The following is a 20,730-nucleotide window of genomic DNA, read 5'->3' as shown; positions in this document are numbered from 1 at the left end:
GACACAGGCACTGAAAGGCCTGGAGGCATCCTACCCGAAATTTCTGAAGTTACAATCGGTTGGGAAAAGCTACCAGGGCCGGGACCTCTGGGAGATGACCATTAACAATCCCGAAACGGGACCCGAGTTGAGTAAACCGGCTATGTACATTGAAGCCAATGTTCACGGAAATGAAGTGCAGGGGGGCGAGGTTTGTCTGTACACCATTCAGTTTCTCATGGAAAATTACGGCAAAATTCCTAAAATTACAGACCTAGTGGACCATCGGGTGTTTTACATTCTGCCCACGGTCAATCCGGATGGGCGCGCCTGGTGGTTTGAACATCCGAACACGATGCACAGCTCCAGAAGCATTCAACGCCCCTGGGACGATGACAACGATGGTCTGTTTGACGAGGATGGCTACGATGATCTGGATGGCGACGGCCAGATTTTGATTATGCGGAAAAAGGTTCCGTATGGCGATTTTAAGCAGGATCCCGAAGACCCGCGCATTATGGTTCGTGTCAAGCCGGGGGAAAAGGGGGACTACATATTTCTGGGGTACGAGGGAATTGACAATGACGGAGACGGCCGAATCAATGAAGACCCACCCGGAGGGTACGATCCCAACCGAAACTGGCCCAGTCTCGACTGGCAGCCCAATTATGTCCAGCGGGGAGCCGGGGAGTTTCCACTGAGCAATCCGGAGTCCTATGCGGTTACCCAATTCCTGTTGTCTCATCCCAATATCGCCGGTGTCCAGTCCTATCATAATTCAGGAGGAATGATTTTGCGCGGCCCCGGATCAAAAGAGGTTCATTATCCGGGGGAAGATGTTCGAGTGTACAATTTTATTGGAAAGACCGGAGAAGAGATTCTGCCGTTTTATCGCTATATGATCATTTACAAAGACTTGTATCCGGCACGGGGAGGATTTGTGACCTTCACCTATGAAACACTGGGCATTTTTTCTTTCACAAACGAATTATGGAGCTCCAAGCAATATTACGACAAGAATCCCCAAAAGGATAAAAGGAATTGGTACGCAACTACCAGTAAAGAACGCCTGAAATATGACGATCTGGTGGATTTTGGGGAAAATTTTATTGAATGGAAACCCTTCAAACATCCCACCTATGGTGACATTGAGCTGGGTGGCTGGCGGAAAATGACCAATCGAATTAATCCGCCGTACACGTTGCCGGAACTCTGCCATCGAAATATGGCCTTTACACTTTTTCATGCCGAACAAATGCCCAAAATTTCCATTCCAAAAACCGAAGTGAAAAAACTGGGCAAAAACACGTATCGAATTTACGTGGCTCTTGCCAACGACGGAATGATTCCGACCATCTCCCAGCAGGCAGCCAAAAATCACATATTTCGCCCGGACCTGCTGACCATTCACGGGAAGAATCTGAAGGTCATTTCGGCGGCCAAGGTGCGAAACCGCTGGCTGAATCGCGTCGTACCGGTTAAACATCGGCCGGAACGCATTCTGCTCTCGGAAGGCATTCCCGGTCTTTCCAGTCTCACCTACCAGTGGATTGTAAGCGGAAAGGGCCGGGCCGTGATTACACTGGATTGCCTGAAAGGCGGCAGGGTAGAAAAGGCCATTTTGCTAAAATAAATAGGGATTCCTTTCGGAAAAAAACCGTCGGTTTACTTGTAAAAGAAATCAAAATACATGGCCGCGAATGCGCGAATGAAAAATATTGATGGATAATTATACCCTTTTGTTAGAATAACTGTGTATTTTCGCTTTGTAAATTAAAAAATAATTTTTCCCTTGACTATTAACCGCCAGTTTTTTAAATTTTTGTATGAATCAAAGAAGGTGTTCTTATGATTTATTCTGCCTTGCTGCACATCGATTTACAAATATCCTTATTTCACACTTTGTTTATCTTATCCCGCAACAAATCTGCAAGAATAGCGCAGGCGGCTTTTCGCTTCTTCTAAAATATCTGTAAAAGGAAGGTTTCGAGATTGCGGCAGAGGATAATTTTCTTTAGTAATGAAGTGTGGTGGGAGCCGGGGTAGGATGCCTTTTTAGAGAAGAAATCATAAAAAAGGAGAACGATGATGGAAAAAATCTGGCTCAAGCATTATGAAAAAGGGGTGCCGGAGACAATCGATTACCCTGACAAACCTCTTTTTAAGTTGGTTGAAGACAACGCAAAGGAGTATCCCGACACACCTGCTGTAATTTTCATGGGTAAGAAAATTACATTCAAAGAATTACAAAAAGCCATTGAGCAATTCGCCGCCGCCTTGTACAGCCTTGGCATCCGGCAGGGAGATCGGGTGGCAATCATTCTGCCCAATTTGCCCCAGTATCCCATGGTTCATTATGCCCTAATGAAACTTGGGGCGATTATTGTGCCGACCAATCCCCTTTACGTGGAGCGTGAGCTTGAATATCAGATGAATGACAGCGGCGCAAAGGCGGTGGTTGTACTGGATTTGGTTTACCCGCGCGTCAGGGCAATCAGGAAAAACACCTCTCTTGAAAAGGTGATTGTGACGGGCGTTAAGGAATATTTGCCCGGATTGCTTAAACTGCTCTATCCGATTAAGGCCAAAAAAGAGGGGTCTTTTGTAAAGGTTGAAAAAGAACCGGGTGTTTATTTTTTTCAGGACCTAATGAAAGGAACTTACGACGCGCCTCCGGAAGTATCTGTTAAAACGGACGATATTGCCATGCTTTTGTACACGGGCGGCACAACAGGCGTGTCAAAGGGTGCTGTTTTGCTGCACAAAAATCTGATTGCCAACACCTACCAGGTGCGATATTGGGTAACAGACGCCCACGAGGGTCAGGAAGCGATTATTGCGGCTCTTCCGTATTTTCACAGTTTTGGCATGACAACCTGCCTTCACATGTCTGTGATTTTGAAATCCCCGGCGATTTTGATTCCGCGGTTTGATGTAAAACAGGTGCTTCAGTCCATACAGAAATACAAGGCTTCTCTCTTTCCGGGTGTTCCCACGATGTACGTGGCCATCAATAATTATCCGGATGTAAAGAAATATTCATTTGATTCCCTGCGAGCGTGTATTAGCGGAGGAGCGGCCCTCCCTGTGGAAGTCCAGCGTGAATTCGAAAAAATTACCGGCGCAAAATTGGTTGAAGGATATGGCCTAACAGAAACCTCCCCGGTGCTGACGGCCAATCCCATTTACGGATTGCGAAAGATTGGATCCATCGGTATTCCGATGCCGGACACGGATATTATGGTAGCGGATCCGGAAACGCACAAAGAATTGCCTATCGGAGAAATTGGCGAGCTGGCCGCAAAAGGCCCGCAGGTGATGCGTGAATATTGGAAGAAGCCGGAAGAAACAAAACAGGTGTTTCATGATGGCTGGCTTTTTACCGGTGACATGTCACGCGTCGATGAGGACGGCTTTTTCTACATCGTCGATCGGAAAAAGGACATGATTATTGCCAGCGGATTTAATATTTATCCAAGAGAAGTGGAAGAAGTGCTCTTCCAGCATCCTAAGATCCAGGAAGCGGCTGTAGTGGGTGTTCCCCACGAATATCGTGGCGAAACGGTGAAGGCGTTTGTGGTCTTGAAGGAAGGGGAGACCGCTACCGAGCAGGAAATTATTGATTTTTGCGCAGATCGTCTGGCGAAATATAAAGTGCCCAAAATGGTTGAATTCAGGACAGAGTTGCCCAAGAGCATGATTGGGAAGGTTCTCAGGCGCGTTTTGTTGGAGGAAGAAAAAAAGAAACTCGAACAAAAGAAAAAATCGTGAGTCTCAGGGGGAATTTATTTTTTGATCGAGTTCAACTATTTGGCTTTTCCGCCGATAATGGGAGTGTGTTCAATCGTTTTGGATCAGGTGTTTAGGGGTGGAAATGAGAGTCTATTCTGATTTCCGCCCTTCATTTTCTGATGAGGAGTGGGGTATTTTTCACGGATGAGACAGTCAAAAATAATCATCGAAAAGGGGCAGTCCTTTTCCGAACCCGTTGTGCTTTCGCTTACCGGGAGATTTGATTCCACAAAGGATTTGGGCCTGTTTCAAAAAGCTCTGTTAAATCTTATGAATCAACCATTTGAAAAGATTGTTGTAGACCTTCAAAATGTGCCTCTTCCTTCCACAAGTTTTATTGCTTTCCTGATTGAAGCCGCCAGTCGGCTTCGGCGTGAAAACCGGGAATTCTTTATTTCTCACCTGAGTCACTCTACGCGGGTAAATATAAGCAGCTTTTCCCCGCTTTCATTTTTGAATGAAATCAGAACTGGAGAAACCGTTGAAAAGGAAACGGATTCCAGGCCGGCTGCAGCGGAGTCGGCATCTCTTTCCAATGAAGATTGGTCTGCGATTGAAGAAAAAAACCTCAATAAACACACAGAAGATTTATTGGAGCAAACCATCGATTCTCCCTTTGATTTTGATATTGTTGACCAGACGGCGCATCTGAAGGAAGAAGATCTGGACAAACCGTTTACTCTCTATGATGACGAAGGGGAGGATCATAAAGTGTCCCGGCCGGATAATCCGGTTTTGTCTGAAGAAAAAAGGGGAAACTTTCATATTGTGGTGCGAAGCCAGGAAAAGGATCTGTATCAGATTACGGATTTTGTGGTGCACCATGCCCAAAATGCAGGATTCCCGGAAGCAGACGTGGGGAAAATTAAAATTGCCGTTTACGAAGCGGCCATAAATGTTGTAGAGCATGCTTATGAATATAAAAGTCATCATTTTATTGATGTCATTGTCAAATACGATTCTGATACGTTCACTATCGTTTTAATGGACCGCGGAAAAAGTTTTGATTTTAACAAAAAGATGGAACCATACAGTGCCCACAAGGCTGTTGAACGCAAGCAAACAGGCGGGTTTGGGCTTTACATTATGAAACGTTCCATGGATGAAATTACGTACGAATCCGATCCGGTGTGGGGGAATAAACTGACAATGGTAAAACGCATTCCCCATTAAAGCGGAATAGAGAAAGTTTTTCTTGTTCCATACAGATACCTCCCCTTTGGACATCCAAAAACCATGACCCATTCACACCAAATTCAACGAATCCCATTCACACAAACTATTGAAATTGGCGATTAAGAATCGTATATTTTAGTACGAATTTGATATCATCTGTCAATCAGTAATTGTTCAATTGGAAATAAAAGAGAGGTGTGTGTATGCCGCTTTTTTTTGATCGCACGATGTTGCTTTTAATTCCGGCATTTATTCTGGCACTTTACGCTCAGACAAAGGTAAAGTCGACATACGCGAAATACAGTAAAATACCATCGTCCTGGGGGCGGCCTGGATATACCCTTTCGGAGAGTATTTTGCACCGAAATGGCATTCACGACGTGGAGGTTGAAATGACGGAGGGGGTGTTGTCAGATCACTACGATCCGCTTTCCAAAAAGGTGCGGCTTTCCCCTCATAATTATGAACAATCATCCGTTGCCGCTGTTAGTGTGGCCGCGCACGAAACCGGCCATGCCATCCAGCATCACACGGGATATGCCCCGCTGGTTTGGCGCCACCAGATTTTGCCGGCGGTAAATTTGGGAAGTTCGCTTTCGATTCCGCTCTTTTTTATCGGATTAATTTTTAGCTCGCCCATGTTAATGGATGCCGGAATTATCCTCTTTTCGGTGGTTGTGCTGTTTCAGGTGATTACCCTTCCGGTGGAATTTAATGCCTCTGCCCGGGCGCTTCAACAATTAAGAGCGGGCGGTTATCTCCCTGCCGAAGAAATGGAAGGCGCCAAAAAGGTGCTGCAAGCGGCTGCCCTGACCTACGTGGCAGCGGCCACGGTTTCACTGATGCACTTGGTGCGTCTGTTAATCTTGCGAGGGGAAAGGGACTAACCCTTCCTCCCCTCTTCATTTATGAATGGTGTTGACGCACAATCCTTAAGAAGGATCGGCCCAATGTTTCATATCTGGTTTGCGCATTGATTTTTTGGATCACACCTTGAAATCCAAAAACTTTCGCAAGGGCAGGGGCGATGGGTCAATGCCATCATTTGTTCAGAAAGGTGTTCCTCATGTTACATTTAAAATTCCGCTACTGGAAATACGTCCTTTTTATTTTTATCGGGATTCTCATTGGAGTAGGCTTTACGCTGCGATCCAACTGGACGGATTCGAGTCAGGCAAAGGAAACCCGCCGGCCCCTTAAACCGGATTTTCGGTTTGAAAGGACAGCCTCTTCCTCTTCTAATCGCAATGCCCGTTTGGAGAATCTTCAAAGTGATTTTATCCGGATTGCCCAGCAGGTTAAGCCTTCTGTTGTCTCAATTAATATCACCAAAAGTATTTCCATGAAAACCCTGGAGAATTTTCACGGGAAAAATAAGGACTTCTGGGATTTCTTCAACAAGAAGTTTTTTCGCAAAAAAATGCCCAAAAACTTTCGCCAGGGCTACGCCGGTTCGGGAATTATTATCTCCAGAGACGGCTACATTTTGACCAACACGCATGTGGTTGAAGGTGCCGATGAAATTGAAATTACGCTCTACGACAATCGCACGTTTCCGGCTCAAATCGTAGGGCTGGATCCGTTGACGGAGGTCGCCGTTGTAAAAATCAAGGGAGACAGTCTTAAACCGGCTGTACTCGGAAATTCGGATGGCGTGGAGGTGGGGCAGTGGGTCCTGGCGTTTGGAAATCCACTGGAATTGAAATTCACTGTAACGGCGGGAATTGTGAGTGCTCTCGGCCGGCAGATGCGCATTATTGAAGATAATTTTGGAATTGAAAATTTTATTCAAACAGACGCTGTGATAAATCCCGGAAACAGCGGGGGAGCGCTGGTCAATTTAAGGGGGCAGGTGATTGGGGTGAACACAGCCATTGCGTCTAAAACGGGTTATTTCGAGGGCTACGGATTTGCCATCCCGATTAATTTGGCCAAAGTGATTGCCCGGGATCTGATTACTAAGGGGAAGGTTGTCCGTGCCTATTTGGGAATCGCAATGAATGCCGTGGACGAAGTTCGGGCAAAAGCCTACGGGCTTAGCAAACCCATGGGGGTTTATGTGGACAATCTGCTCAATGATGGTCCGGCACGGAAAGCGGGTGTTCGGGAAGAGGATATTATTCTTGCCATTAACGGGAAAAGCGTTAATTCTCCGAATCAGATTCAAAACTACGTGGCCCTGCATCAGCCGGGAACCCGGGTTATTCTGAAAATCTTTCGAAACCACAAGACGGTACAGGTTCCTGTTGTGTTGGGAGAGCGGGAAACGTCTTCGGTTGTGGCTGTAAAAAGCGAAAAAGAGAAAAAACAGGAAAAGCAGAGTTTGGGGCTGAACGTTCGAAATCTGACCCCGAAGGATCGAAAGGATTACCGGATTAGTCAAAAAAGTGGTGTTGTTGTGGAATCGGTGGAGCCCTTCAGCAAGGCCTACGATGCTCGTCTGCATCCCGGTTATCTCATCCTGGAAGCCAACCATGTGCCCATGAAATCCAAAAAGGATTTTGAGAAAATTCTGAAACGATCCAAACCGGGAGATGTAATCATTCTTTTGGTTCAGGGAGGTACGACCAAGACGCATCTGTTTTTGGAAATTCCCTGATCTTGCTTTTGCAGATTTCAATCCACCCGACCAAGGAAAGGATTCTTTTTGCATTTCATAGGAAAAAGGCAAAAAACCGCCGGCAGACTCATTTTGTCAGGCGTGTTTATCTTTGGAGCCGTTTTGGGAATGGGGTGCCGCAAAGCCATTGTCAGAGAAAAATCTCCGGAACCGGGGCTTTATATGCGTACCCTTCAAGTGGGCAAAATGACGCGGCGATATGCCTATTACATTCCGAAGAATCCGGGCAATGTGCCTTTGCCTGTGGTTTTTGAACTGCATGGCGGCGGAATTTTTATTGAAGATATGACCGGAGAAAGCGGCTATAAAACCCCTTACAAATTGTGGATGACGCTTGCCGATAGTGAAAAACTCATTGTTGTTTACCCCGAGGGGAAAAACGGGGCGTATGGAAAGCCAACCTGGAATGACTGCCGGGCCAATTCTACAGTGAGCTCGACAGCCGACGATGTGGGTTTTATTAGGGGGCTCATAAAATGGTTTTCGTTGAATTATTCCATTGATCTTCAGAGGGTCTACGTTTCCGGTACGTCCAATGGGGGCCTCATGGCCCTGCGGCTGGCGGTAGAATTACCGGACAAGATTGCGGCTGTTGCAGCCGTGGCCGCAGCCATGCCCGACAGCTCAGAGTGCCGGGCGCCGGCTTCCCCAATGTCGGTCTTGTTTATGAACGGCACGGCCGATAATCATTTGCCGTACCGGGGCGGGACACTCTCTAATCCGCCCAACCCCAGCCACGGTACGGTTTATTCGACGGAAAAGTCGGTTAAACTGTGGACCACAGTTGATCACACCGGTTCCGTACCGGTTGTCTATCAGTTTCCCGATCGGGATATGCAGGATGGGAGCACGGTTGTCCGATACACGTATTCAAATGGGATTAAGGGTACGGAAGTGGTTTTGTACAAAGTGATTGGGGGAGGGCATTCTGCCCCAAGCATTCAGGAGCGCTATTCCCGATTATTTGAAGCGTATTTTGGCAGGCAGAATCATGATATTGAAATGGTAAAGGAAGTCTGGAAATTTTTTAAACACAAAACGGTGCCTGAGAAAACCGGAATCCGATGAATGGGCAAGAAATCAGGGAGTTTTGCAGTGTACAGGAAAGGAAAACAATGGGGGATTACATTAGTGGTTTTGGGGGCTCTTTTAATCGTTTCTTGTCGCGGATGGAATTCCTCTAAAACAACAAATAGAATATGTGATACACCGGAGGTTAAAAAATTACCGTACAACCATCCGGGTTTGCTGGTGGATCTGGATGTAGGGTTTAAATCCGTGCCCATGCCCATGGATTTTGACGGCGATGGCGACACGGACCTGCTGGTGTCGGAATCCAGCAGTTACGTGGAGGCTGGGGTGTTTTATTTTGAAAATCTCAGCGGTAACGTGGAGATGCCCGTGTTCAACGCCGGCATCCGGATATCCTCCCCGCGGTTTCGACTGGGCTACGACGGATCCTGCTTCGAAACGTCCCGTGTCAACGGCCGCGTAGACGTTCTTACACCCGATGCCTGCAATACCAAACTGGTGATGTACCGGGATGTGCCGCAGAATGTGTTTTGGGATCGGGTGGAAACGCCCCTGGCAGCGCGCGGGTACATTCCTAACACCAAGTACAACCGCTGGAAACGCCTCGACTTCGACGGTGATAGTGTGGCGGATTTACTCTGCGCGTTGCTGTCGAAAACCGAAGGCCACCGTTTGTTGTTCTTCAAAAACCGGGGGACAAACGACGTTCCGGATTACCAGCCTCCGATAGTTGTTAGAACAGCAAACGGGAAAATTCTGGGCAAAAATGTGTACATAAGTACGGCAATAGCTGATTTCGACCGGGACGGCGATTTGGATGTGGTGGCCGTGGGGCCGTATGCCGACTTTATTTATTTTGAAAACAAGGGTACGCCTCGCCGGTACCGGTTTGCCGCCGGGCGTCAATTGAAATTCAAAGGTGCCGTCATTCACATGGAATCACGCTTTGGTGGCGCCATAAAGCCCACGGCCTTTGACTGGAACCGGGACGGTTTTCCGGATATTATTGCAGGCGATGAGGACGGAAAGGTGTCCCTTCTGAAAAACACCGGCCGCATTGTGGATGGACTTCCCGTATTTCTGCCGCCGCGCTTTTTTCAGCAAAAAGCCCGGTACGTGGATTTTGGCGCTCTTACGACACCCCGCATTTTCGATTGGGACGGCGACGGCTTGGATGACATCGTCAGTGGCGATGGCGCAGGTTATATTGGCTTTATCAAAAATCTCGGTGGCGGAGGGTGTCCCAAATGGGCCAAACCGGAATTGCTGAAGGCCGACGGGAAAATCATTCGCATCCTTCCCAAAGGGGTCCATTGGGGCTACACTACCATTGACGTGGGGGATTGGAACATGGATGGGCTGCCGGACATTCTGGTGAATCATCACAACGGCAATGTACTCTGGTTTGAAAACATAGGTTCCCGCCGCAGGCCGAAATTGGCCGCGGCCAAACCGGTTCTGGTGCAATGGAATGGATCGCCTCAGCGACCGCCGTGGGTGCCCGGCAAAGCCGGCAAAAATGAACTGTTGGCACCCTGGCGAACCTCGCCGCTTATTATGGATTTCAACCATGACGGTCTCAACGACCTGGTTATGCTGGATTATGAAGGGTACCTGGCCGTGTACCTGCGCTCTCGGGATAAGAATGGAAAGTTGGTTTTAGGACCCGCCGAACGCCGATTCGTTGATCCCTCGGGAAACCCCATTCTGCTAAATCAGCGTACCGGATCCAGCAGCGGACGGCTCAAGATTACATTCACCGATTGGGACGGCGACGGTTTGAAGGACCTGATCTTTTCGTCCAAGCCCGCGGTGGATTGGATGAAAAACCGGGGGATGAAAGACGGGAAAATGGTGCTGCAGTACATGGGACGGGTGGTATCACGGACCCTGATGGGCCACACGGATGGACCGGTCACACCTGACTGGAATCGGGACGGGGTGCCCGACTTGCTGGTAGGGACCGAAACCGGGGTGTTTTATTATTGGGTAAGACCGAGTTTTCAGGTCACAACCACCATGACGACCACCGGCCCACAGAAGCCCGCTGCCTACCGTTATTTTAAGCGGTAGGTTGGAATTTTCAGGGGGTGGATCTGAAAAACTATGAAAACATCTCGAAAATGTGACGGAGCAGAGCCTTTCTCTGAGGTTCTCTCTTTTTCCCTCTGAGATTCTCTGTGTTACTCTTTTTTGGGTTACACAGAGTTTCACAGAGGAGCACAGAGGACCACGGAGAAGAAGAAAATCTCTCTGTGGTTCTCTCATTTTTTCTCTGAGACTCTCTGTGTTACTTATTTTTTTACGGTTACCAGAGTTTCACAGAGGTAGGTTAATTTGAAAGGAAAGTAACGTGACTTATTTTGAGCGCATGCGCCTCAAGGATCGATTCGCCATTCGCGGAACGGTCTTTTTCGTACTTGGATTATTGGGGCTGTTGGTGGAGGTGCTCCTGCGACCCTCGCCGCAGGAAATGGTCATTCTGCTTTATTTCGGACTTATGGTCATCTCCGTGGCGGTTATTTTTATGCTCAAGGATCCGCGTCTTCGTGAATAAACGATTCTTAATGATTCTCACTGGCACGTGCATCCTGATCGGGTTGCACCCGGTTTGGGGGCAGAATAGTTTATCCGTCTCGGAAATTGAACGGCCGGAAGCACGCCCCCATTCCAAGTCCGTTTCGCGGATTTATTCCGATCAAACCGTCGTGCCGATCGATGTCAAAAAATACGACCTTTTTTTGGAACCCAACCCGTTCACGGGATTTCTCTCCGGAAGGTGTGAGCTGACATTTACACTCATCAATGAACCGCCCGATGACGCGATCCCACTCAATCTTGTACACCTTACGGTGGATTCGGTGACATCTGCTTCGGGGCGATGGCAGTTTTCTCAAAATGACAGTCTTCTCTTTTTAAAGCTCCCTTCCAATCCTGTTTACGATGACACACAAAGTGTGGTCATCTACTACCATGGCTACCCCAGCAATGACGGATTTGGCGGTTATTTTGCGTCGAACCAAATGGTCTGGACGGTAGGAGAGGGACTGTACACCTACCCGCCCTCTATGGCACGCCGGTGGATTCCCTCCGTGGATCAGCCGGTTGACAAAGCCTTACTGCGAATGCGTGTGCGGGTGCCAAATGGATTTCGCGTGGGTTCCAACGGCCTGCTTCGCCAGATTAAAACCAATCCGGATGGAACCACGGATTTTATCTGGGAAGAAGATTTTCCCATTGCTACCTACTTGATTTCAATTGGCGCGGCGCGCTTTGCCGAGTTTCACCAGACGTTTGTGACGGCCGCCGGCGATTCTATTCCGATTCTTCATTTTGTGTACCCCAAAGACAGTGCAGCTGCTGTGGTCGATGTGCAGCATCTGCCCGATATGATGAAGTTCTTCTCCGAAAAATTTGGACCGTATCCCTTTAAAAAATACGGAATGCTGGAAGCCCCCATGCGCGGGGCGATGGAGCATCAAACCCTCACCACGATGAGTGATTTGCTCTACACAGGGGACCGCCGGTACGAAGGGGTGATTGCGCACGAGCTTGCCCACCAGTGGTGGGGGGATTGCGTGACCCTCGCGGATTGGCAGGAGATCTGGCTGAACGAGGGATTCGCAACCTACTCCGATGCTCTGTACACCGAACACGCTTATGGCGAGAAGGCATTCAAAGAAAAAATGGACCGATTTGCCGCCCGTTATTTTAAAGAAGACGACACGGTGGGCCGGTTTCCGATTTACAATCCGGAAAAAATGTGGGGTGCCACGGTTTACGAGAAAGGGGCCTGGGTGCTTCACATGCTGCGCGGGGTCGTTGGCGATTCGGTGTTTTTCAACATTCTGAAAACCTATCACCGCACCTTTGCTTACGGAAATACGACCATTGCCGATTTTCAACACGTGGCCGAATCCGTTTCGGGAAGAGATTTAAAATGGTTTTTCAATGAATGGCTTTTAAAAGCGGGCTATCCGGTTTTCCGATTTCAATGGCAGGCACTTCCCACATCTTCCGGCCGGGTAAGAGTCAAACTCCGGCTGGAACAAATACAGGTACAGGCCCCCGTGTTTAAGATGCCTGTTCAGATTCAATTTGAATTTGAGGATTCGACCCGGGTTCAAACCATTTGGGTCGATCAAGTCCAACAGGAATTTGATTTTGCCTTCGGGACGGCACCCGGGCGCGTGGTTTTTGATCCCAATCATTGGGTGTTGAAGAAGCTCTACGATTTGTCCACACTCCATCCGCCGGAGGAATTTCGGCTCCTGCAAAGTTACCCGAATCCGTTTTACGGGGGAGACGGCGCGCAAAACATGACACTTGTTTTCTGGACAAAATCGGGCGCGGGCACCTACAATGTTAATTTGACAATTTACGATGCCCTTGGCCGGAAAGTTCGGACACTGGCAGATGGCAAACTGCCTCCGGGATATCACCGCACTTACTGGGATGTGAAAGATACCCGCGGAACACCCGTACCCACCGGCATCTATTTTTGCGTGCTAACACAGGGCAGTGAAACACGCGTGCAGAAGATTGTAGTAATTCGCTGAAAGGGGGATTATTAGTATGGAATAGACAGGAATTGAATTGTCTTGCCAGATGAAATAGATTTGTTGTAAAAACGATACGGTATGTTATGCGAAAAAGCGACGTTTTTAAAGATAATGGATGTATGATGAAAGATTTGGGCTTATAAAGAAAAAAGCATAGTATTTTAGAAGAAAAAGAATTGGGTGTTATTTTTTAAAAACCCCCAGATCTTTCATTTTCCGATACAAATTGGCCCGGTTGACTCCGAGGATGGCCGCTGCTTTGGAGATATTTCCTTCGGTTTCCGCCAGAATATTGAGGATGTGTTCCCGCTCAAAATATTTGCGTACAGACTTTAGTGTTTTGTCCGGGGCCTTTTGAATCAAATCTGTACCGGCTTTGCTTTTCAGCAGTGCCCGGATGTGCTCCAGATCGATAAGTTCCCGATTGAACAGAATCATCATGCGTTCCACCAGATGCTGCAACTGCCGCACATTGCCGGGCCAATCATAAGAGGTGAGGTAGTGCAAAGCCGCAGGCGAGATTTTCGGTTTGAGCACGCCGTTTTGGGAAGCATATTCGTCCAAAAAATAATCCAGCAGAAGCGGAATGTCTTCCCGATGGTCTCTCAAGGGCGGAACAATAATCGGAAAAACATCCAGGCGGTAATACAAATCTTCACGAAAGCTGTGTTCTTTCACCATTTGCAATAAGTCGCGGTTGGTGGCCGCGATAATCCGAACATCCACGTACAGGGTTTGGTTGGAGCCCACCGGTTGAATTTCCCCGCTTTCCAGAAATCGCAGCAGTTTGGCCTGCGCCCCGGGACTGAGATCGCCGATTTCATCCAGAAACAGGGTGCCGCCGTCGGCCACAAAGAGGCGCCCGCTATGGGCCGTGTGAGCTCCCGTGAAGGCTCCCCGCGAATGACCAAAAAGCTCACTTTCAAGCAGGGTATCCGGGATAGCGGGGCAATTGATTTTGACCATTGGCCTTTTGGCCCGCGGACTTTTTTGGTGAATCGCCTGCGCCACCAGTTCTTTGCCCACGCCGTTTTCTCCCAGAATAAGCACGGGGGAATTGATCCGGGCCATTTTATCAATCATCGCATAAACTTCTTGCATCCGGAGCGACTGCCCCACCATTTTATAAGCCGACAGGGAATCCTGTTTGTACCGTAAAAGCTCCCGCTGCGAATTTCCCCAGGAGAGTGCGTTGCGAATGGTGATCATCATTCGGTCGCGGTCAAAGGGTTTTTCAAGGAAGTCATACAAACCGGATTTTGTGGCTTCCACGGCTTTGGGGACATTACCGTGGGCCGTAATCAAAATAATCGGCAGATCCGCTCTCTCCGACAAGATCCTGCGGGCCAGTTCAATGCCGTCGGCATCGGGCAGCATCATATCCATTAGAATCAAATCGATTGAGTTGTTCTGAGAAATCTCCAGGGCTTCCTTGCCTGTCGATGCGTCCAGTACCTCGTAGCCCTCACCCTTCAGAATTTTGCTCAATATTTTATTGACCGACGGATCGTCATCAACGATAAAAATGGTTTGGGTTGGCATGGGTTTTCTCTGCTTATGAGTTGAGGATGAAAAATCTTACCAAAAAACACGTTACAAAATCAGAAATGCAAAAAATATCTTATGGGTACGACTCATTTTTTGAACATCGTCGCAACCGGGACTAACTTGGTGCAGAATGTGTTTGTGTTTCATTTTGGAACTCAGGAATGAATGTGCAATCCCTGTGCCAGATTGGCGTTGGCAAACCGAATCAACGTCCCTTTTAAAAATAAAAAATGTCGGGCTTGTCTAACATAATGACGGGAGAGTTCAGACTCTAAACACTTTCTCCGATTTCTGCTCTGAAACGAAGCGTAACGATGGTCATTTCTCCCGGTTGACTGTCAATCCGAAGTTCCCCGTCGTGAGTTTCCATAATACGTTGGACAATGCTCAATCCCAGTCCCGTACCGCCGGGTTTGGAAGAAACGTACGGCTGCGTCACCTTGTCCAGCAAATCGGGAGGAATCCCCTGACCGGTATCCTGAACCTGCAATTCGATATAATCAGAACTGCCCCGGAAATTTGATTCAGGTTGAAAAATTTGTACAAATCGTGTGGAAATAAAAATATATCCGCCCTTTTCGTCAAAGCTCTCGACAGCATTAAAGAAGATATTTCGAAATGCATACTCAAATTGCTTTTCATCCAACAGCGCTTTCGGGAGATTTTCTGCAAGGTCATATTCGATATGAATTTTGCTCGAGTTCCCGGGGAACCATTGTGGGACGAGATCGGTAATCAATTCATTAATATTCATTGGCTTCAAAACCGTTTTCCTAAATTCCACAAAGCGCATAAACCCGTCGCTCATACGCTTTAAGCGATCTACCTGCTCGGTGATGGCATTCAGGTATTCGGAGGCTTCCTTCGACTGTCGCGGTGCTTTTTGTTTGAGGAAATGGGCCAGCTCCTCTGCATTTAATTTAACGGCGGTCAGAGGATTCTTAATCCCGTGGGCAAGGCGCTGTGCAATGGTTGCCCACTGTTTCATTTGTTTAAGATATTCTTCTTCACTGGTGTCAAAAAGCATCAGACTGTAAAGTCGGGAAACGGGAATGTAGCGGATGGTCAACCGAAAGGAATCGGCCCCTGAAGATGGTCCTAAAAGTGCAATGGACGATTCGGATTTATGGCCATTCAAAAGCTCGACGATGCCTTTTTTGAGCGGGCTCAGTTTGGGCTCTTGCAAAAATTGGTCGACTCGTTTGCCGCGCGCCTGTGTAAAATGTGTGTTAAAAAGTGCGGCCCACTGATCCCCGATGTATTTAATTTTACGGTTTTTGTTTAACAATAGAAGTTTATCGGACAGCTCATTTTGAGCAATGAGTGTAAGAAATTGCCGGTCGAACCGGTATTTCCCGTAGCCGAAAAGAGCGACAAGCAAAAGTAAAACAAAAAGTCCCGTTAATTTGGTTACCCGGCTTTTAGGGACTTCTGAAATAGCGAAAGGAACCAGGGATTTTTCAAATTCCAGGACGGTACTCTGATTAGCACCGTTTACCACGTAGGAAAGCAGAAGATAGGTTTTTCCATTTGCATGAATGGGACTTATGCTGGTGCGTGAAGGTACGGGAAATCTGTAACGGCAAAGCTCGTGGAGCGAGTCATCCAGAACAACCAACTCATTCTCCGGAATATAACAGACAATTTCCTCCATTCCGTCGCCATTCAGATCATCAATAACGGCCGGAGTAATGGGATGACCGTAGGATTTCGATGTGTGTATTTCCGAAAGAGACCCGTCCAGCATATAAACAAAACCGTTGGTATTGCCGGTCACGATTTCGTCCTGACCATCCCCATTAAAATCTTTACAAAAAATGGTCTGATAAAGCAAAGGCGAAACAGCCAGACGATTCCCAATCGATTTCTGCAGCAGAATTCGTCCTGTCATGGGTTCAATCAGGAATATTTTGTCCTGCTGACTGACGGAATCCCGCAGGCTTTGCTGGCAGGCCACAATTGTCTTTACGCCATTGAATCGTCCCACAGAAGCGTAGCTGCCCGTCCAGTATCCGCCCAGACTTCGTTTCCAGATTTCTTTCCCTTCGGAATTTAATAGAATAATGTAGGATTTCTCATCACTCGTGTCCTGTCCCCTCACGCCGTTTGCTGGGGCATACGTGCTAACCAGTAGTTCTTTGTTGCCGTCACCGTTAAAATCATCCGGGGTAACCTGCCGGATCTGAGGGCCGGTAAAATAGTGCCATAGAATTTTGGATGAACGGATATCTGCGGCCAAAAGTCCCCTTTTGCCCCATTTATCCCAGCCTGTATTGAATTTAAATAACCAAATTGTCTTTCTATGATTCGTTTCGTAAGAGATCGAATAGTTCAAGGATTGGTAAAAATCTGATGGTGGCGTTTTGGGAGAACGAACGAAATAATAGAAGTTTTTCAATTGGCTTTTCGGAATGCTCTTTCCTTGAGTTAGGGGGGTGGGCGGAAGAATTTTTTCAAAGACCGTATCCGGCTTGTAAAACGAGACAATAAATGTCACTGAATCCATGCGTGTGCCCGGAATGGCCAGAACGTCATAGGGAACACTCAGATCAATCTGGAAGCTGTGATAGAAGTAGCGGAGCTTCCAGTCCTGCACATCGATTTGAGTATCGTGTTTGATGACCAATTCGTCTGTGCCATCGCCGTTTAAGTCAACAATCTGCGGAGTAAACGAGCGTGTCCAGACGCGGTGAAGCCGGTAATGCAGCGTTTTTCCAGAGGCAGTACTGGAAAAAACAGTCGCAAACAGAATTAAAAGGAAAATGCCGGCCGACCTCAAAAATAGGATCTTTGTGTGGTGCATGATTTGTCTGGATACGTGTTCGCAAATTTTTATGTTAAATTATATTCGAAAAAGCGGTGTTTCGGAAGTGCTGGAACATCACAGATCGTTGAGTAAGATCATCCCTGGGCAGATACCGTAATTAAAAGATAAAACATGCAAAAAGCAAGGGAAAAATGAAGGTTTTATTTTTTGGCGGAAAAATTTTGCTGGCTTTTTTGCGATGAATTGTCAGGACTCAAATTCACCCGTGCAGAGATTCCCCTTTATGATTGCGAATAGGCCAATCGGAGACCTTCTTCCACGGTTAAAATTCGTGTATCAAGGATGGATTGGGCCCGTGAAATGTTGAGGGAAACATCCTGTGGGCGAGCTGCGGACGGATGGGAATCGAACATGGATTTTGGAATGAGCAGATTCTCTGGAACTCCCAAAATACCGGCCAGCAGCTTCCCAAAGGAATACCGGTCAATTTTTTGGGCACCGCCGAGGTGCAAAATTCCCTTGAAGTCGGACGAAGCCAGCTCCAGCAGGGCCTCGGCCAGATTGTCCACCCAGATCGGTGTTCGGAATTGATCATAAAACAGGGGCGTGGGTTGTCCCTTTTCCCAGGATTTTCGCATCCATTCCGAAAAGGAGTAGCGTTGAAGAGGGGATTTCCCGTACATAATGGCAATACGGGCCACCACGGCATCGGGACAGGTATCCAGGGTTATTTTTTCGGCAGCGACTTTGGTCTGAGCGTAGAGGCTCAACGGATGCGTGGGGTCGCTTTCCGAGTAATGGCCTTTTGTTCCGTCGAAAACAAGATCTGTGGAAATGGTAATTAATCGGGAATGGGCGTTTTGTGCAAAATGCGAAAGAATCCGGCTGGCTTCAATATTTTTGGCTTTGCAGGAATCGGGATTGGCTTCGCACACGTCCACGCGCGTTTCTGCCGCCGTGTGTATGATTACATCCGGTTGGAATTCCTGAAAGAGGGCAGAAACCTCCTTCTCTGACGTCAGGTCGAGCTGAACACGTTTGGCGGATGTCACAGGCGGCGCCGCATGGGAAAGGTAAAGACCTATGGTTTCCCACTGGGAGGCCGCTTTTTGGAAAAGCACACTTCCCAGAAAACCGGATGCGCCGGTAATGAGTAATTTTTTCATGGCTGCTATTTTGAAATAGGTTTTTTTGGGTTACACAGAGTTTCACAGAGAAGAAGCCAAAAGTTTTTTTCTCTGTGGCTCTTTCTTTACTTTCTCCGTGGTTCTCTGTGTTATGTCTTATGGTTACACAGAGACGAACCGAACAAAATACTTTCCCTCAAGTGATCAAAATGTTTTTTGGAGCTGCACGGCCCAATAGGGTGCCGGGAGGGAGTTGTAGACCGTCCGAAATTTCCAGCCGGGGTTAACAGCTTGCAAGCGCTTATTGTACTGCCGGGTTGTCCAGATGGCGTCAATGCCGCTGATGACGTGGTTCATCAAAACCACACCAAGGGTAATCACAGCATTCCGGTAGGCCGTTTCACTCTGAATGCGCAAATGATTGAACGTGTGCATAGAGCCCTCGGAATCCCATTCCCACCAATTTTCCTGCGTCAGCGGATAGGTTAAGTCGTAGCGTCGGAGCCTTCGCTGGTACTCGTTGTATTCCAAAATATCCGTGTAATAACTGATGTTGGTTGCGAAGCGTTCCGGTTTATTGGAAAAATTGGCCCCGGCATGAATCGCCCCATAAGCCCTGTAATCCTGTTCTTTCATGTAACCATAGATTTGAAAGCCGGTAAACGTGGCGGCCAAAAGTCCTTCCGTAATCCAGAAAAAACGTGCCCGTTTTTTGGCCCCCGACTTCCATTCGGCCCAGCCCGGGATCAAAAGCGATTGTAAAAAGGCCCGCCCCGGCGGAATGGGTTTTGGCGAGATAGACGATTCCTGTTGTAACGGCAATGTCGAATCCACCACCAAAAACAAGGGTGGAGTTAAACGGTCCGGGGCTCCTTGTGAGGGCTGAGCCGCAAGGCGGGGAATATGTCCGCTAAAAAAGAGCAATGGGATCAGGATGAGCACGAGTTTTTTCATTACCACTCCGTTTTTAGTTGAGCCATAAAAACCGGTCGATTGTTCAAATAGATGTACTCAATTTCCACCTTTTGCTTAACCGTTTTTTTGAAAACCTTAGCCGTCCAGGCCGCGTCGACGGCACTGAGAACGTGGTTGGCCAGCACAACGGCTGTCATGGCGGTGGCCACTTTCAAGGCGCGGTTACTGCGTTCGCGCATTTCCATGTAGTTGAGGCTTTTTTTCGACGTATCCTGTTTGGCAATGTCCGGATCCGGATTCTTTACGTCATCCCAACCGGCGTTAAATTCCATGTATTTCCCGATCATTTCGTAATACTGCTGGGTTTTGGTTGAAGGCAGCGTATGGGAAAAGGCCTGTTTTTCGTCGTCGGGAAGATTATCGTACCACTGTTTCCAGCGATCGTAGCTCCAATTCTGATCGGCGTAGCGCTTAAAGTCGCTTTCCAGATTGACTCCCTTCTTTTGATAATGCGCGTACGCGACCCACGAACCCACTTCAATCCCCGCAAAGAGTGCCGATTTCCAGTAGGATTCCGCATAAAATTCACCTGCGCCCGGCAAAAGCGCCGAGAAAAGCAACGCCTTTTTGGGGGATTTGTGAAGTTCTACCGTCTTGGTTGTTTCCTGAAAACCGGAAAGCGCTCTATTCTCTGAGACGGCTGCTCGTTCGCTCAGAAAGGGCTTTCCCCAAAAATTGTTCTGCAAAACAATTGATTGTTTCGGATTCCCGGCCAAAACCACCCCGGCCAGAAAAAGGGTTGAAAAACCAATCGTTCTGAAAAGGGATTTCATCACTCATTTCCTCACTTTATTTTTTTAGTCTAACAGACGTAAAATTTGCAGTTTTAGATAAAAAAGTCTGCAATATTTCGGATGCCCCGTTATCTCTGATCCGCCTCGGCGGTTTAGGGATTAATTTGTTTATTTTTACCTCTTTAATATCGGCGATTTTGCCTGAAATCTCAAGACGATATCGATAAATAAAGCTCTGCTGGAATTTTTGTGGATTTGTTTCCACGAAATCTAATCAATGGAATTCTTTGTCAGACAGAAAACAGGCATTCCTTACTTTCCCCTCCGGTAAAATTTCCTCGGACAACCCTCCCTGTTACTTCGAAAGCCTAAATTCAAAAGATTTGAAATTTTCTCCAGTTTATTCCCCAAAAAGCTT

Annotated in this window: 14 protein-coding genes; 9 read left to right on the top strand and 5 right to left on the bottom strand. The window is 47.6% G+C overall.

The features are described from left to right. The 9 genes from GXO76_11060 to GXO76_11020 all read left to right on the top strand — a co-directional run. On the top strand, positions 1–1,612 hold a 1,612-nt coding region (locus GXO76_11060), incomplete at its 5' end, for a hypothetical protein (GenBank protein NOY78394.1). Between the two features lie 452 nt (positions 1,613–2,064). Beyond that, on the top strand, positions 2,065–3,750 hold the full coding sequence (locus GXO76_11055; GenBank protein ID NOY78393.1) for a long-chain fatty acid--CoA ligase: 1,686 nt from the start codon (positions 2,065–2,067) through the stop codon (positions 3,748–3,750). 165 nt (positions 3,751–3,915) lie between these two features. Then, positions 3,916–4,944 carry a hypothetical protein gene (locus GXO76_11050; protein NOY78392.1) on the top strand — a complete coding sequence of 343 codons (1,029 nt, stop codon included), beginning with the start codon at positions 3,916–3,918 and terminating at the stop codon, positions 4,942–4,944. 206 nt (positions 4,945–5,150) lie between these two features. Next, on the top strand, positions 5,151–5,834 hold the full coding sequence (locus GXO76_11045) for a zinc metallopeptidase (GenBank protein NOY78391.1): 684 nt from the start codon (positions 5,151–5,153) through the stop codon (positions 5,832–5,834). 179 nt (positions 5,835–6,013) lie between these two features. Continuing rightward, complete coding sequence (locus tag GXO76_11040) at positions 6,014–7,546, top strand: Do family serine endopeptidase (GenBank protein NOY78390.1); 1,533 nt, start codon at positions 6,014–6,016, stop codon at positions 7,544–7,546. 48 nt (positions 7,547–7,594) lie between these two features. Further along, positions 7,595–8,635 (top strand): hypothetical protein, encoded by a 1,041-nt coding sequence (locus tag GXO76_11035; GenBank protein NOY78389.1) that lies wholly within the window; start codon positions 7,595–7,597, stop codon positions 8,633–8,635. A 27-nt stretch (positions 8,636–8,662) separates the two neighbouring features. Next, entirely contained in the window at positions 8,663–10,672 is a 2,010-nt protein-coding gene (locus tag GXO76_11030; protein ID NOY78388.1) for a VCBS repeat-containing protein, read from the top strand. 280 nt (positions 10,673–10,952) lie between these two features. Next, positions 10,953–11,156 (top strand): hypothetical protein, encoded by a 204-nt coding sequence (locus GXO76_11025; GenBank protein ID NOY78387.1) that lies wholly within the window; start codon positions 10,953–10,955, stop codon positions 11,154–11,156. Between the two features lie 10 nt (positions 11,157–11,166). Then, the gene (locus tag GXO76_11020) at positions 11,167–13,158 is read left to right on the top strand and encodes a T9SS type A sorting domain-containing protein (protein NOY78386.1); all 1,992 of its coding nucleotides are present in this window, start codon (positions 11,167–11,169) and stop codon (positions 13,156–13,158) included. A gap of 186 nt (positions 13,159–13,344) precedes the next feature. Here the strand turns inward: GXO76_11020 and GXO76_11015 are convergent, their stop codons facing one another. From GXO76_11015 to GXO76_10995, 5 genes are all read right to left on the bottom strand, one after another. Beyond that, positions 13,345–14,703 carry a sigma-54-dependent Fis family transcriptional regulator gene (locus tag GXO76_11015; GenBank protein ID NOY78385.1) on the bottom strand — a complete coding sequence of 453 codons (1,359 nt, stop codon included), beginning with the start codon at positions 14,701–14,703 and terminating at the stop codon, positions 13,345–13,347. A 277-nt stretch (positions 14,704–14,980) separates the two neighbouring features. Further along, positions 14,981–17,512: a hypothetical protein gene (locus GXO76_11010; protein ID NOY78384.1), complete on the bottom strand. Its 2,532-nt coding sequence runs from the start codon at positions 17,510–17,512 to the stop codon at positions 14,981–14,983. 245 nt (positions 17,513–17,757) lie between these two features. After that, the gene (locus tag GXO76_11005) at positions 17,758–18,642 is read right to left on the bottom strand and encodes an SDR family oxidoreductase (protein ID NOY78383.1); all 885 of its coding nucleotides are present in this window, start codon (positions 18,640–18,642) and stop codon (positions 17,758–17,760) included. A 165-nt stretch (positions 18,643–18,807) separates the two neighbouring features. Beyond that, positions 18,808–19,557, bottom strand: coding sequence for a hypothetical protein (locus GXO76_11000; protein NOY78382.1), 750 nt, complete (start codon positions 19,555–19,557; stop codon positions 18,808–18,810). After that, positions 19,557–20,351: a hypothetical protein gene (locus GXO76_10995; GenBank protein NOY78381.1), complete on the bottom strand. Its 795-nt coding sequence runs from the start codon at positions 20,349–20,351 to the stop codon at positions 19,557–19,559. Before GXO76_10995 ends, GXO76_11000 begins: the two co-directional genes overlap by 1 nt. Between the last annotated feature and the right edge of the window lie 379 nt (positions 20,352–20,730).

The sequence above is a fragment of the Calditrichota bacterium genome, assembly GCA_013151735.1.
Classification (GTDB): Bacteria; Zhuqueibacterota; JdFR-76; order JdFR-76; family BMS3Abin05; genus BMS3Abin05.
Note: the sequence above shows the minus strand (reverse complement) of the source record. Positions and strands in the feature narration are given on the sequence as shown.